This window comes from Actinomadura sp. SCN-SB (genome assembly GCF_043906805.1).
Classification (GTDB): domain Bacteria; phylum Actinomycetota; class Actinomycetes; order Streptosporangiales; family Streptosporangiaceae; genus Spirillospora.
Genome location: NZ_JBIMPP010000087.1, coordinates 15,485 through 30,339 on the forward strand (window position 1 = coordinate 15,485; position 14,855 = coordinate 30,339).

At 71.2% G+C, this 14,855-nt stretch carries 11 protein-coding genes; 7 read left to right on the plus strand and 4 right to left on the minus strand.

Annotated elements, in window-relative coordinates; translation table 11 throughout:
* Positions 1-95 precede the first annotated feature (95 nt).
* From ACGWYJ_RS34860 to ACGWYJ_RS34890, 7 genes are all read left to right on the plus strand, one after another.
* Complete coding sequence (locus ACGWYJ_RS34860; RefSeq protein ID WP_395110832.1) at positions 96-1,466, plus strand: cytochrome P450; 1,371 nt, start codon at positions 96-98, stop codon at positions 1,464-1,466.
* Positions 1,467-1,527: 61 nt separating this feature from the next.
* Positions 1,528-2,463: a terpene synthase family protein gene (locus ACGWYJ_RS34865; protein ID WP_395110833.1), complete on the plus strand. Its 936-nt coding sequence runs from the start codon at positions 1,528-1,530 to the stop codon at positions 2,461-2,463.
* Positions 2,460-4,148: a prenyltransferase/squalene oxidase repeat-containing protein gene (locus ACGWYJ_RS34870; protein ID WP_395110834.1), complete on the plus strand. Its 1,689-nt coding sequence runs from the start codon at positions 2,460-2,462 to the stop codon at positions 4,146-4,148. The genes ACGWYJ_RS34865 and ACGWYJ_RS34870 overlap by 4 nt, the downstream gene beginning before the upstream one ends.
* Positions 4,149-4,351: 203 nt before the next feature.
* The gene (locus tag ACGWYJ_RS34875; RefSeq protein ID WP_395110835.1) at positions 4,352-7,012 is read left to right on the plus strand and encodes a nitrate- and nitrite sensing domain-containing protein; all 2,661 of its coding nucleotides are present in this window, start codon (positions 4,352-4,354) and stop codon (positions 7,010-7,012) included.
* Positions 7,012-7,443: a roadblock/LC7 domain-containing protein gene (locus ACGWYJ_RS34880; RefSeq protein WP_285697619.1), complete on the plus strand. Its 432-nt coding sequence runs from the start codon at positions 7,012-7,014 to the stop codon at positions 7,441-7,443. Before ACGWYJ_RS34875 ends, ACGWYJ_RS34880 begins: the two co-directional genes overlap by 1 nt.
* Positions 7,440-7,865 carry a DUF742 domain-containing protein gene (locus ACGWYJ_RS34885; protein WP_395110836.1) on the plus strand — a complete coding sequence of 142 codons (426 nt, stop codon included), beginning with the start codon at positions 7,440-7,442 and terminating at the stop codon, positions 7,863-7,865. The genes ACGWYJ_RS34880 and ACGWYJ_RS34885 overlap by 4 nt, the downstream gene beginning before the upstream one ends.
* Positions 7,846-8,472, plus strand: coding sequence for an ATP/GTP-binding protein (locus ACGWYJ_RS34890; protein WP_395110837.1), 627 nt, complete (start codon positions 7,846-7,848; stop codon positions 8,470-8,472). The genes ACGWYJ_RS34885 and ACGWYJ_RS34890 overlap by 20 nt, the downstream gene beginning before the upstream one ends.
* Here the strand turns inward: ACGWYJ_RS34890 and ACGWYJ_RS34895 are convergent.
* The 4 genes from ACGWYJ_RS34895 to nuoL all read right to left on the minus strand — a co-directional run bounded on the left by ACGWYJ_RS34895 (position 8,469) and on the right by nuoL (position 14,682).
* Entirely contained in the window at positions 8,469-9,458 is a 990-nt protein-coding gene (locus tag ACGWYJ_RS34895) for a polyprenyl synthetase family protein (RefSeq protein WP_395110838.1), read from the minus strand. The two genes, ACGWYJ_RS34890 and ACGWYJ_RS34895, sit on opposite strands and share 4 nt — an antisense overlap.
* An 80-nt stretch (positions 9,459-9,538) precedes the next feature.
* A complete protein-coding gene (nuoN, locus tag ACGWYJ_RS34900) occupies positions 9,539-11,116 on the minus strand; it encodes an NADH-quinone oxidoreductase subunit NuoN (protein WP_395110839.1) in 1,578 nt (525 codons plus the stop codon).
* Entirely contained in the window at positions 11,113-12,771 is a 1,659-nt protein-coding gene (locus ACGWYJ_RS34905; protein ID WP_395110840.1) for an NADH-quinone oxidoreductase subunit M, read from the minus strand. Before ACGWYJ_RS34905 ends, nuoN begins: the two co-directional genes overlap by 4 nt.
* Complete coding sequence (gene nuoL, locus ACGWYJ_RS34910; RefSeq protein ID WP_395110841.1) at positions 12,772-14,682, minus strand: NADH-quinone oxidoreductase subunit L; 1,911 nt, start codon at positions 14,680-14,682, stop codon at positions 12,772-12,774.
* Positions 14,683-14,855: the final 173 nt, after the last annotated feature.

A 14,855-nucleotide genomic window follows, 5' to 3' on the forward strand; every position in this document is an offset into this window, starting at 1 on the left:
GAGAACCAACCCAAGATCGCTCCAACCGTCGCCGTCGGTCACCCCCCGAGCGGCCCTCTTCCCACCGGTTCATGGCACGACGAGGGGCAGTGGAAATGTCCGTTGATGTCGGCTCCGTCCCGACCCGGAAGGCCGTCTCCTTTCCGCTCTATCGAACGTTCTCTCGATTTGTTCGGGACCCTCTCAGGGAGCTGGAACGCATCAGCGCGGAGGCCGGAGGCGAGCTGATCCGGCTCGATCTCGGCGCCTCGCGCCCGTACCTGGCGACCCATCCCGACCACGTCCAGCAGGTGCTCCGCAGGGAGTCGCAGAACTTCGTCCGGGACGGCATGTTCTGGCGGCCGCTGCGCGGGCTCTTCGGCGGCAGCATCATGTCCGAGTTCGACGAGTGGGAGCTCAGCAAGCGGATCCTGCAGCCGGTGTTCTCCACCAAGCACGTGCGGGCGCTGACCGAGAGCATGGCGGACGCCATCAACGCGGCCGTGGACACCCTGGAGGCGCCGGCCGGCGCGGGCGAGGCGATCGAGATCCTCCCCGAGATGGGCCGCATCGTCCACGAGACCGTGATCAAGGTGCTGTTCGGCAACAAGATCCGGCAGGCCGAGGCGGACCGGCTGGTCCCCGGCATGGAGAAGCTCGCCACCTCGATCGCGTACCGCTTCCTGCTGCCGTTCGTGCCGCGCTCCATCCCGCTGCCCGGCGACCGCGCCTTCGCCGCCGCGCTGGAGATCATGGACGAGACCCTGTACGAGCTGGTGGACCGGTACCGGGACGCACCGGGCGAGGGCTTCGACATCTTCACCGCGCTGTGCCAGGCCCGGATGACCGAGGGCAGCGGGCTGGACGACCAATGGGTCCGCGACAACCTGCTGTCGATGTGGGCGACCAGCATCGAGACCACCACGGTCGCGCTGACCTGGATCTGGCCGATCCTCGACCGGCACCCGGAGGTGGCGGGGCGGCTGCGCAAGGAGATCGACGAGGTGGTCGGCGGGGAGCGCGTCCGGCCCGAGCACCTGCACCGGCTGCCGTACGTCAAGCAGGTCATCCAGGAGCTGCTGCGGCTGTACCCGGTGGGCTGGATCTTCCCCAGGATCGCGCAGAACCCGACCACCGTCGGCGGCGTGCCGATCAAGGCCGGGGACACCGTGCTGGTCAGCCCGTACCTCACCCACCGGCTGGAGTCGGTGTGGGAGGACCCGCTGAGGTTCGACCCCGAGCGGTTCAGCCCGGAGCGCGCCAGGACGCACCACCGCTACGCCTACTACCCCTTCGGCGGCGGCCCCCACATGTGCATCGGGCGGCACGTGTTCAACTTCGAGGCGGAGCTGATCCTGACGAGCATCCTCAGCAGGTTCCGCCCGGAGGTGCGGCACGCGGAGGGCGCCATCCCCAAGATCGGCGCGACGATCCGGCCGAGGAACGAGCTCAAGATGACCCTCGTCCCCCTCCGGAGCGCCGCGTGAGCCGCCAGGCGGACCGGACGCCCACGGCGGCGGACCGGCCCGGCGCTCCCGGCCGGGCGGCGTGAGCGGGGACGGGCGCGGCGCGGACGAGGACATGGCCACGGTGCCCGGGGGCGGCCCGATGCGGGACGCCTTCGGTGCCGGCACGGTCATGGCCCAGGCGGTCCGGGCCGCGCGTGACCTGGTCGCGTGCGTCGAGGCTCATCCGGCCCTCTTCTCCTCCGACGCCCTCGACGCCACCACCTGCAACGCGCTCGCCTGCGCCAACGCGTTCGCCGCCGCCGGGGTGGACGCGCCCGGCATGCGCATCCTCAACCGCACGGCGCTCTGGCTGTTCGGCCTGGACTGGAGGGTGGACCACAAGGCGGCGGCGCGCGAGGAGATCGAGGACATCAACCGCCGGGTGCTGGCCGTCCTGGACGGCGCCGACCCCGCGCCGGGCGACGAGCTGACCCCGTTCCTGGCCGAGATCCGGGACGAGCTCGCCGCGTCCCCCGCCTTCCCGGCGCTGCGCGCCGCCTGGCGCGAGGACCTCGTGCGCGTGCTCGAAGCGGGCCTGCGCGAATGGGAGTGGAAGACGGCCGCCGCGTCCGGCGACCGCGACCGGCTGCCGTCGCTGGACGGCTACCTCGCCAACGCCGACAACATCGGCTCCGCCTGGGTGAACCTGTCGCACTGGATCGCGCTCGCCGACCCGGCCACGATCGCGAACCTGGAGCCGTTGCGCGAGGTGAGCCGCGAGGTGCAGAAGGCGCTGCGGCTGCTGAACGACCTGGCCACCTACGAGCGGGACCTGGCCTGGGGCGACCTCAACGCCATCATGCTCGACACCGACCGTGCGGGCGTCTCCGCCCGAATAGACGAGATCATCCGCTACTGTCGCCGCCTGCTCGGGCCCCTGCGGGATCCCTGCCCGGACGGGACGGCGTATCTCGAACGGCAGCTCGGGTTCAACATCGCCTTCTACGGCGTCAGCGACTACTGGGGTTCGCCATGATCGAGTACGGGTCGTCGCTTCCGGCGGGGTTCGTCGACACCGGCGCCGCCGCCCGGGAGCTGGTCGCCGAGCTGCGCGCCCATCCCTGGGGACGCTCCTCCCCCTCGGTGTACGAGACGGGACGGCTGGTGTCCCTGGCGCCGTGGCTGGACGGGCAGGCCGAGCGGTTGCGGTTCCTGGTCGGTACGCAGCGCGCGGACGGCGGCTGGGGCCTCCCGCACGACGGCTACTCGCTGGTCCCCACGTTGAGCGCCACCGAGGCCCTGCTGAGCGCGCTCGCCACGGGCGATCCGGCCGCGAACGCGCGGCGCGCCGAGCTGGTCAAGGCCGCCGATCACGGTCTGGAACGGCTGTCCTGCCTGCTGGCCCCCGGCCGCGATCTCGACGTGCCGGACATGCCGGCGATCGAGCACATCACCCCGTACCTGATCGCGCTGATCAACGCCCGGCTGGACGGTGCGGGCGACGGTCCGCCCGCGGGGCTGGAGTCCTGGCACGACGCGGGCCCGTTGCGGGCTCCCGCGGGCATGGGCGGCGAGTTACTGCCGCTCGTCCGGGACCTGCTCGACCGGGGCGAGGCCGTCCCCGCGAAGCTGCTGCACGCTCTGGAGATCGCGGGGGACGCGGCGCGGTCGGCGCGGTCGGTCCGGCCGGAACGTTCGGGGACGGTCGGCGCGTCCCCCGCCGCCACCGCCGCCTGGCTCGGCCCCGCCGGTACAGCCCCCGGCGCGTCGGAGGACGCGGAGCGCGCGGCGGCGCGGCGCTACCTGGAGGCCGCGGTCGAGCAGCACGGCGGACCCGTCCCGGTGGCCGTCCCGATCACCGAGTTCGAGCGCGGCTGGGTGCTGGGGTGGCTCGCCCGCGCGGGCGTCCCGCTCCAGGTGCCGGAACGCGAGCTGGACGACCTGCTGGACGGGCTGCGGACCTCGCTCGGCGAGTCCGGGACGGGCGGCGGCGTGGGTCTGCCGCCCGACGCCGACACCAGTTCGGGCGCGCTGTACGCGCTGTCCCTGCTGGGCCGCCCGCATCCGCCCGACCTGCTGTGGAATTACGAGACGGAAACGCATTTCTGCACTTGGCAGGGCGAGAACGGGCGGTCGGTCACCACCAACGCGCACGTTCTGGAGGCGTTCGGCCAGTATCTGGAATGCACGGGCGGCGGCGAGCGGGCGGCCAGGTACGCCGCGACCACCGCGAAGGTGGCATCGTGGCTTTGTGAACAGCAGGATCGGGACGGCGCGTGGCGCGACCGCTGGCATGCCTCCCCGTATTACGCCACCGCCTGCGCGGTTCCGGCGCTCACCCGTTTCGGCGGCGACCGCTGTGCCGGCGCGGTGGAACGCGCGCGGCGATGGGTGCTGGAAACGCAACGGCCGGACGGTTCGTGGGGCCGCTGGGACGGCACCGTCGAGGAGACGGCGTACGCGGTGCAGATCCTGCTTCTGCGCCAGGACGGGCCTCCGGGGAGGGACGCCTCGCGTGCCGCGGCCCGGGGAGCGGCCTACCTCAGGACGGTCATCCACAGATCCGGACAAACCGGACTATCAATGACAAATTCTGTTTCGAGCGCCGAACCTCACCTTTGGCATGATAAGGACATATACCACCCTACTACCATTGTCCGGGCGGCCATCCTGGCATCGCTCCACCTCGCCCAGAGCCGGCCGCAGGTTACGGGCGCGTGAATTCACTCACACCCGCACAGGAGACCGGCGAAAATTCGTTGAAGTAAACGATTCACCTTGAGGGGTTATGGGTATGTTGGTAAGGTTCTCGGTGCACGAATACGGGTGATGCCGGCGCTGATGCAGACCCCGCTGTCGCAAGCCTTGCATCCGGGACGCCGCCGAGCATTGCAAAGCAACTTGACATTTGTTGGGCGATTCCCATGCGCTTTCGCAACTCGCGGCTGCGGACCAAGATTGCGGCGATGCTGGTCTCCCTCACCGCGCTGTGGGCCTTCGCGGCGTGGGTGACCGCCCGGGAGGGCATCAACCTCCTCTGGGTGAGCACGCTGGACACCAACGTCGCCGCGACGACGGACCCCATGCTCGTCGACATGCAGGCGGAACGGCGGCTCACCGTCGTCTACCTCGCGGCCCCGACGCAGCAACGGCGCGACGCGCTCCTCGCGCAGCGCGCCCGCACCGACAAGACCGTGGCGGTGGTGCTCAAGGGCATCAGGTCCTCCTCCGTCAAGCGCGCCGCCGGCGCGAACCTGGAACGCCGGCTCACCGAGTTCGACGCCCAGTTGCAGCGTCTGCCCGCCGAGCGCCGCGCCGTCGACGCCGGGCTGTCGGACCGCGACCGCGCGTTCGATGCCTACTCGGCGATCAACGAGGCCAACTTCCGGGTGTACGACGAGCTGGCCACCCTCGACGACAAGGACTTCGCCGACGCCACCCGCGACCAGGTCGCCATCAACCGCACCTGGGAGCTGCTGTCCCGCGAGGACGCGATGGTCGCGGGCGCCCTCACCATCGGCAGGCTCAGCGCCGCCGAGCTCCAGCGGATCAGCCAGACGGTCGGCGCCCGGCGGTTCGCCTACGAGAGCGCGATGGTCGGCGTCCGCGCGACCGAGCCACAGCAGTACTCGGAGCTGAGCACCAACCAGAAGCTGGCCGAGGTCCGCGCCCTTGAGGACGGCCTGCTCAAGACGCGGCCCGGCCAGCGGCCCAGGCTGACCGACCAGCAGTGGCAGGCCGCCACCGGACCGGCGCTCGACCAGATGCGCACCAGCATCCAGGCCGGGGGCAACCGGCTGGTCGAGCGCGCCACCCCGATCGCCATCTGGGTCGTCGTCCGGCTGCTGCTGGCCGGCGGGCTCGGGCTGATCACCGTTATCGCGTCCATCACCGTGTCCATCACCACCGCGCGAGCCCTGGTACGCCAGCTCGAACGGCTGCGCACCGCGGCGTGGGAGCTGGCCGAGCAACGGCTGCCCAGCGTGGTCGAACGGCTGGGGCACGGCGAGAAGGTGGACGTGGCCGCCGAGGCGCCGCCACTGCGGTTCGGCGACGACGAGATCGGCCAGGTGGGCAAGGCGTTCAACCACGTGCAGGAGACCGCGCTGCGCACCGCGGTCGAGCAGGCCGAGCTGCGGCGCGGCATCCGTGACGTCCTGCTCAGCCTGGCCCGCCGCACCCAGACCCTGGTGCACCGGCAGCTGAGCCTGCTCGACACCATGGAGCGCAAGCGCGACATCGACCCCAAGGACCTGGAAGAGCTGTTCCGGCTCGACCACCTGGCCACCCGGATGCGGCGCAACGCCGAGAACCTGATCGTCCTGTCCGGCGCCATCCCGGCCCGCGGCTGGCGCCGCTCGGTCCCGATGGTGGACGTCGTCCGCGCCGCGGTCGGCGAGGTCGAGGACTACACCCGGGTCCAGGTGCTGCCGTTCGGGCCGGTGGAGCTGACCGGCCGCGCGGTCGGTGACGTCACCCACCTGCTGGCCGAGTTGATCGAGAACGCGGTGTCGTTCTCCCCGCCCGACACCGTCGTGCAGATCGGCGGGCACCTGGTCGCCAACGGCTTCGCCATCGACATCGAGGACCGCGGCCTGGGCATGACCGACGAGAAGCTCGCCGAGATCAACGCCCGGATCGCCGACCCGCCCGAGTTCAACCTGCAGAGCTCGGTCCAGCTCGGCCTGTTCGTGGTCGGCAAGCTGGCCGAGCGGTACGGAGTCCAGGTCATGCTCAAGCGGTCCGCGTACGGCGGCACCACCGCGGTCGTGGTGATCCCCCGCGAGCTGGTCGTGGAGGAGCGGCCCGCGCAGCCGCAGCCCGAGCCGCGTACCGACGCCGCCGTCCCGGCCGCGCAGGAGGGGCCGAGGCCGGTCCCCGCGGGCACCACCACCGAGAACGGCCTGGCCGTCCGCCAGCCGACCATGGTGGGCGCCGGCCCGGCACAGGCCGGCCCCGCGGAGGGCTCCCCGGCGCTGGTCGCGGTCCCGGACCCGGCCCGCAGCTCGCCGGGCGTCGGCGGCCACGCGATCCCCGGCGAAGGCGGCCCGGACCGTCCCGAGCCGGGCGACCCGCGGACCGGAGGCTCCCCGTTCGGCTCGCCCACGGCCACCGGCCTGATCACGCCGCAGGCGCAGCAGGGGCAGGCGCCCCCGGTGCAGGGCGTCGTCTCGGACGCTCCTGGCACGACCCTGGACGGCGGCGCCGGTGCCGACCGCGCCGCCGCACCGAACGACGCCGGGGGTGGAGGTAGCCCCGGGCGTTCCACGACCGCGATCCCGCCCACGGAGGATCTACCACCCGTGCCCGACATCGACAGCACCCCCTCGGGCCTCCCCGTCCGGGTGCCGCAGGCCAACCTGGCACCTCCGCTGCGCGACGGCGAGCCGTCCGCGCCGCAGGACGCGGAGGCCGAAGAGGACCAGGGGCGCTCGCCCGCGGAGATCCAGCGGATCATGGGCTCCTACCAGCGCGGCACCCGCCGCGGCCGTTCCGACGCCGCCCGCGCGGCGGGCAGGGCCGCCGACGGCCGTTCCGATGCCGCCCCCGCGGCGAGCCGTACCGAAGGCGAGGAGGATCAGTGATGCAGAAGACGGGCTCGGCCGCCGATCTCAGCTGGCTGCTGGACGACCTGGTGGGGCGGCTGCCGCACACCCGGCACGCGATCGTGCTGTCCGCGGACGGCCTGCTGATGGCCTCTTCCCGGAACTTCTCCCAGGACGACGGCGAGCACCTGGCCGCGGTCGCCGCGGGCATCCAGAGCCTGGCCAAGGGCGCGGGGACCCGCTTCGGCGGCGGGCCGGTCCGGCAGACGATCGTGGAGATGCAGTCGGCGTTCCTGCTGGTCTCGGTCGCCGGCAAGGGCGCCTGCCTGGCCGTGCTCAGCGACGAGGAGGCCGATGTCGGGCTCATCGCCTACGAGATGGCCATGCTGGTCACGGCGATGGGTCACCATCTGTCCACGCCGTCGCGGAGCGAGTCCGCGGCCGCCGCCGAGAGCAGGGGCGCGCAATGATGCCGCCCGAGGATCCCGAGCGGGAGACACGCCCGCCCGAGACACCGGCCGAGCTGCCGCACGATCGGCTGCTGGACGAGCAGGCCGGGCCGATGGTGCGGCCGTACGTGATGACCAGCGGCCGGCTCGAACCCACCCGCGGCAAGTTCGACCTGATCACGCTGGTGGTGGCGATCGGGGTGAACCCGGAGGGCGAGGTCGGCCTGGGCCCCGAGCATCTGGCGATCCTGCGGCTGTGCCAGTCGGTGATGTCGGTCGCCGAGCTCACCGGGCATCTCAACCTTCCCGTCGCCACCGTCCGGGTCATGCTCGGTGACCTGCTGGACAAGGGCTTCATCACCATGCAGGAGCCCGAACCGGAGGCGGACATGCACGACATCAGGCTCTACAAGGCGGTGATCGATGGTCTCCGGGCCCTCTAGTCGCGACATGAACGGCCGTAAGCTCCCCACCGCGGTCAAGATCGTGATCGCCGGCGGTTTCGGCGTGGGCAAGACCACCATGGTCGGCACGGTGTCCGAGACCCAGCCGCTGCGCACCGAGGAGATCCTCACCGACGAGAGCATCGGCGTCGACGACATCTCCGGGGTGGAGCGCAAGGACACCACCACCGTCGCGATGGACTTCGGCCGCATCACGATGCGGGACGAGTACGTCCTCTACCTGTTCGGCACCCCGGGCCAGGAACGGTTCTGGTTCATGTGGGACGAGGTGGCGCTGGGCGCCCTCGGCGCCGTGGTGCTCGCCGACACCCGGCGCCTCGCGGACTGCTTCCCCTCGGTGGACTACTTCGAGCGCCGCGGCACCCCGTTCATCGTCGCGGTGAACTGCTTCGAGGGCGCCCGCCGCTACGATCTCGAAGAGATCGAGATGGCGCTCAACCTCGGGCCGAAGGTGCCGGTCATGCTGTGCGACGCGCGCAGCCTCGAATCGTGCAAGAAGGTCCTCATCAAGATGGTCCTGCACGCGATGAAGAGCCGCGGCCTCAGCCCCGAGAACGCCGCCGCGCCTCAGAGCAGCGGCGTCTAGCCCGTCCTGGACACCGCGTAGTCGCACAGCCCGATGAGGGCGGCGCGCGCCGGGATGTCGGGCAGCGTGAGCAGTTCCGCGCGGGCGTCCTCGGCCCAGCGGCGCAGGTCGGACCGTGAACGCTCCATGGCGGGGTGCGCGCGCAGCAGCGCCAGCGCCTCGGCGTGCAGCGCGTCGTCGGTGAGGTCCTGGTCGAGCAGGGCGCGCAGCCGCGCGTCGTCCGGACCCGACCCGATGCCCGCGAGGACGTGGTGGACGGGCAGGGTGCGGATCCCTTCCCGCAGGTCGATACCGGGGGTCTTGCCGGACTGCTCGGTGTCGGAGGCGATGTCGAGCACGTCGTCCGCCAGCTGGAACGCGACGCCGATCTTCTCGCAGGCCGAGGTGACCGTGTCCACCACATGGGTGGGCGCGCCCGACAGCAGCGCCCCGAACTGGCCCGACACGGCGATCAGCGAGCCGGTCTTGTCCGCCACCACCTGGAGGTAGTGCTTGAGCGGGTCGGCGTCGGGCGCGGGACCCACGGTCTCCTGGATCTGACCGCGCACCAGCCGGGAGAACGCGCGGGCCTGGATCCGCACCGCCTCGGGGCCGAGGTCGGCGAGCAGGTCGGACGCGCGGGCGAACAGGTAGTCGCCGGTGAGGATGGCGACGGTGTTGGTCCAGCGGGAGTTGGCCGAAGGCTCGCCGCGACGCACCGTCGCCTCGTCCATCACGTCGTCGTGGTACAGCGTGGCCAGATGGGTGAGCTCCACGACCACCGCCGCCTCCACGACGCCGCGCGCCGCGGGGTCGCCGAAGTGGGAGGCCAGCAGCACCAGCGTCGGCCGGAACCGCTTGCCGCCCGCCTCCACCAGGTGCTTGGACGCCTGCGCGAGCAGCGGATCGTCGCTGTGCACGGCGTCGAGCAGGACGGCTTCGACGGCGCCGAGCCGCTCCTGCACGGCCTCCGCGAGCGCCTCGTCGACGGAGAGGTCGAAGGGCACGCCTCCCCTCAGCGACCGTCCTCCGGGGCCTCCGCCGAAAGCTGCACTCACCCAAGACCCCCTACCGGACTGCCGGCGCGCTACCGGACGAACAGTTGTGACGCGGCATGCCCCGCCAGGTCCAGGACGGGCTGGGGGAGCACACCCAGTACAACAGTAGCCGCCACGCCGAGCACCACCGCTGCCGCGGTGGCCGGTCCGGCGACCACCGACGGACCGTCCGCCTCCGGCTCGCTGAAGAACATCACCACGATCACCCGGACGTAGAAGAACGCCGCGACCGCCGACGACAGCACACCGACGATCACCAGCGGGGTCGCGCCCTCCTGCACGGCCGCCGAGAACACCGCGAACTTACCGGTGAACCCGCTGGTCAGCGGAATACCGGCGAACGCCAGGAGGAAGAAGGCGAACACCCCGGCGACCAGCGGGGCCCGCCGTCCCAGGCCCGCCCAGCGGGACAGGTGCGCGGCCTCGCCGCCGGTGTCCCGCACCATGGTGACCACGGCGAACGCGCCGATCGTGGTGAAGCCGTAGGCCGCCAGGTAGAACAGCGTGCCCGACAGGCCGGACTCGGAGGTGGCGACCACACCGGTGAGCAGGAAGCCCGCGTGCGCGACCGAGGAGTAGGCCAGCATCCGCTTGATGTCGGTCTGGGTGATCGCGATGACCGCCCCGGCCACCATGGTGAGAATGGCCACACCCCACAGCGCGGGCCGCCAGTCCCACCGCAGATTCTCCAGCGCGACGTAGTACACGCGCAGCAGCGCGCCGAACGCCGACACCAGCGTGCAGGACGCCATCAGCGCCGTGATCGGCGTGGGGGCGCCCTGGTAGACGTCCGGCTTCCACATGTGGAACGGCACCGCGCCCAACTTGAACAGCAGCCCGACCGACAGCAGCGCCACCCCGGCCAGCAGCAGCGCCTCGCTGCCCGCCTCCCGCTGGATCTGCGTGGCGATCACCGACAGCCGGACCGAGCCGGCGTAGCCGTACAGCAGCGCCACCCCGTACAGGAAGAACGCCGAGGAGAACGCGCCGAGCAGGAAGTACTTGACCGCGGCCTCCTGCGACAGCAGCCGCCTGCGGCGGGCCAGGCCGCACAGCAGGTACAGCGGCAGCGACAGGATCTCCAGCGCCACGAACATGGTGAGCAGGTCGTTGGACGCGGGGAACATCAGCATTCCGGCGACCGCGAAGGTCGTCAGCGGGAACACCTCGGTCTGCACCAGACCGGCCGCCTGCGTCTCCTGCTCGGCCTCGCTGCCGGGCAGCGCGGACGCCTGCGCGGCGAAGTGCACCTGCTTGCGCTCGACGATCAGCAGCAGGCTGACCAGCGCCAGCACCAGGATCGTGCCCTGCAGGAACAGCGTGGGCCCGTCCACCGCCAGCGCGCCTTCGGCCGCGACGTGGTGCGGCTCGTCCCGCCAGGCCAGCGCGATCGTCCACACGAACGCGGCCGCGAGACCGACGAAGGCCAGCCCCGCCTGCAACGGGAAGCGCAGCCCGCGGCCCGCGAACGCCTCGATCAGCACGCCGACGATGGCGATGCCGAACACCAGCAGCATCGGGCCGAGCTGCCCGTACTCGATGTGCGGTGCGGGGATGTCGGGCGCCGCCTGCGTGAGGACGAGGCTCACGGGGGTGGTGACGCTCATGGGCGTGCTCCGTTCTCAACGGCGGTACCGGCGATCTCCGGCGCCGGATCGCGCTGGTCGACCCTGACCAGCGTCTGCTCCACCGAGGGTTTGATCACGTTCAGGACCGGCTGCGGGAAGAAGCCCATCACCACGATGATCGCGATGATCGGGCCGATCACCCACTTCTCGCGTCCGGACAGGTCCGGGAAGTCCCTGGCCGCCTCGACAGCGTCATTCTGGGGGGGCGACCCCCCGGACCCCCCGGCAAGGGCGGCTCCGCCGTCCCTCGCTCCGCTCGGGATGCGGAGCGGGCCGCCCATCGTCCGCTGGTACATCCACAGGATGTAGATCGCGGCCAGCACGATCCCAACCGTGGCGATGACCGCGGGCACCCGGTAGCGGGAGAAGGTGCCGGTGAAGACCAGGAACTCCGACACGAACGGCGAGAGCCCGGGAAGCGACAGCGAGGACAGCCCGGCGACCAGGAACGTCCCGGCCAGCACCGGCGCGACCTTCTGGACGCCGCCGTAGTCGTCGATCCGCGCCGAGCCACGCCGCACGATCATGAAGCCGACCAGCAGGAACATCGCGCCGGTCGAGAAGCCGTGGTTGACCATGTACAGCGCGGCGCCGGACTGGGCCTGGCTGGTCATCGCGAAGACGCCCAGCACGATGAACCCGAAGTGGGAGACCGAGGTGTAGGCGACCAGCCGCTTCAGGTCGACCTGGCCGATCGCCAGGACGGCGCCGTAGATGACGCTCAGCACGGCGAAGCCCAGCACGACCGGGGTGGCCCACTCGGCGGCGCCCGGGAACAGCTCCAGGCAGAACCGCAGCATCCCGAACGTGCCGACCTTGTCCAGCACGCCGACGATCAGCACCAGGGCGCCGGGCGGCGCCTGCTGCGCCGCGTCCGGCAGCCAGGTGTGGACGGGCACCATCGGCGCCTTGATGGCGAACGCGACGAAGAACGCCAGGAACAGCCACTTGGCCGTGGTCGGGTCGATGTCCAGCCGGGTCAGCTCGGTGAACAGGAACGTGCCGTGGCCCAGCCCGCCCTCGCTCGGCGACGCCGCCGACAGCGGGTACAGCCAGATCACCGCGACCAGCATCAGCAGCCCGCCGAGCAGCGAGTACAGCAGGAACTTGACCGCCGCGTAGGAGCGCTGGGCGCCGCCGTACGACCCGATGAGGAAGTAGGCGGGGATCAGCATCGCCTCGAAGAAGACGTAGAAGAGGAAGACGTCGGTCGCCGCGAAGACGCCGATCATCATCGCTTCCATCGTCAGCAGCAGCGCGAAGTAGGTGTTGACGCTGCGCTTGGCGGGGACGCCGACGCCGCCGGAGCGGTCCGCCTCGTTCCAGGACGCCAGGATCACCAGCGGGACGAGGATCACCGACAGCAGGATGAGGACGAGCGCCACGCCGTCCACCCCGACGGCCCAGTGCACCCCGAACTGCCGGATCCACCAGTACCGCTCGGCGAACTGGAACCGCGGCCCGCCGGTCTCGAAGCCGGAGGCCATCGCGATCGTCCCGGCCGCGACCAGCAGCGAGACCGCCAGCGCGACCTGCTTGACCAGCGACTCGCGCGCCCGCGGCAGCAAGGCCACCAGCAGCGCTCCCACCGCGGGCACCGCGATGAGGACGCTCAGCCAGGGAAAGTCTTCCATTTAGACGTTCACCACCAGGAGCGCCGCCACGATGACCGCGGCGCCGCAGAACATGGAGAGGGCATAGGTCCGGGCGAACCCGGTCTGGATGCGGCGGACCCGGCCCGACGTGCCGCCGATACCGGCGGCCAGGCCGTTGACCAGGCCGTCGACACCGCGGCCGTCGAACCAGACCGCGAGCCGGGTCAGCCACTGGCCCGGCCGCATCAGCAGCGACTCGTTGATCGCGTCGCCGTACAGGTCCTTGCGGGCGGCGACGGTGACGAACGAGCCCGCGGGGGCCTCGCGCGGCACCGGGCGGGCGCCGTACTGCCGCCACGCGATACCGACGCCGATCAGCATCAGCACGAACGTGGCGACCCCGGGACCGTTGATCGGCTGGAAGCCGTGGTGCCCGGCCTCGCCCACCACCGGGGCGAGGAACTCGGAGAACCCGCCCAGCACCAGGAACCCGCCGGCGAAGACCGAGCCGACCGCCAGCAGCACCAGCGGGACGGTCATCACCTTCGGCGACTCGTGCGGGTGGACGCCCTCCTCCCAGCGTTCCTTGCCGTAGAAGGTCATGAACATCACCCGCGACATGTAGTACGCGGTGATGCCCGCGCCGATCAGCGCGCACGTGCCGAGGACGGCGCCCGACGTGCCGCCCTTCTCGAAGGCCGCCTCGATGATGCCGTCCTTGGTGAACCAGCCGGACAGCCCGGGGAACCCGATGATGGCCAGGTAGCCGAGCCCGAAGGTGGCCCAGGTGATGACCATCAGCCCGCGCAGCGCGCCGTAGTGGCGCATGTTCACGTCGTCGTTGGTGCCGTGCATGACCGACCCGGCGCCCAGGAACAGGCCCGCCTTGAAGAAGCCGTGCGCGATCAGGTGCGCGATGGCGAAGGCGTACCCGGCCTTGCCGAGCCCCGCGGCCAGGTGCATGTAGCCGATCTGCGACATGGTGGAGCCGGCCAGCGCCTTCTTGATGTCGTCCTTGCCGGTACCGATGATCGCACCGGCCAGCAGCGTGGCGGCGCCGACGATGGTCACCACCAGTTGCGCGTCCGGTGCCATCTCGAAGATCGGCGCGGAGCGGACGATCAGGTAGACGCCCGCGGTCACCATGGTCGCGGCGTGGATCAGCGCCGACACCGGGGTCGGGCCCTCCATCGCGTCCAGCAGCCAGGACTGCAACGGCAACTGCGCGGACTTGCCGCACGCGCCGAGCAGGAGCAGCAGCCCGAGCGCGGTGGCGGTGCCGGTGCTCAGCCGCGCGGCCGCCCCGACGTGCTCGGCGCCCTCACCCAGGATCTGCTCGAAGCCGACCGTCCCGAAGGTCGCGAACATCAGCATGATCGCGATCAGGAAGCCCATGTCGCCGACGCGGTTCACGACGAACGCCTTCTTGGCCGCGGTCGCCGCGGTGGGCTTGTACTGCCAGAACCCGATCAGCAGGTACGAGGCGAGGCCGACGCCCTCCCAGCCGATGAACATGGCCAGGTAGTTGTCGCCCAGCACCAGCAGCAGCATCGCCGCCACGAACAGGTTGAGGTAGGCGAAGAACCGGCGCCGGTCGGGATCGTGCTCCATGTAGCCGACGGAGTAGATGTGGATCAGCGACCCGACCCCGGTGATCAGCAGCACGAAGCTGATCGACAGCGGGTCCACCAGCAGCCCCATGTCGACCTTGAACGAGCCGACGTTCAGGAACTCCCACAGGTGCACGGTGCGGCGGCGCTCCTCGGCGCCGTACCCGAGCATCTGGGCGAACATCGCCGCGCCCAGCGCGAAGGAGGCCAGCGGCGTCAGCACGCCGAGCAGATGCCCCCACCGGTCGGTGCGGCGGCCGCCCAGCAGCAGGATCGCCGCGCTCGCCGCCGGCAACGCGATCAGAAGCCAGGCCAGCGACTGGATGCCTTCCGCTTTCATCCCGGACCTCTCTGGTCTTCCTGGGGGCGGACCCCCAGACCCCCTGGGCTTCGCCCGAACATCAGTGCCTGCTCTTTCTGGGGGCGGACCCCCAGACCCCCAGGGCTTCGCCCGAACATCAGTGCCTGCTCTTCCTGGGGGCGGACCCCCAGACCCCCAGGGCTACGCCCGAA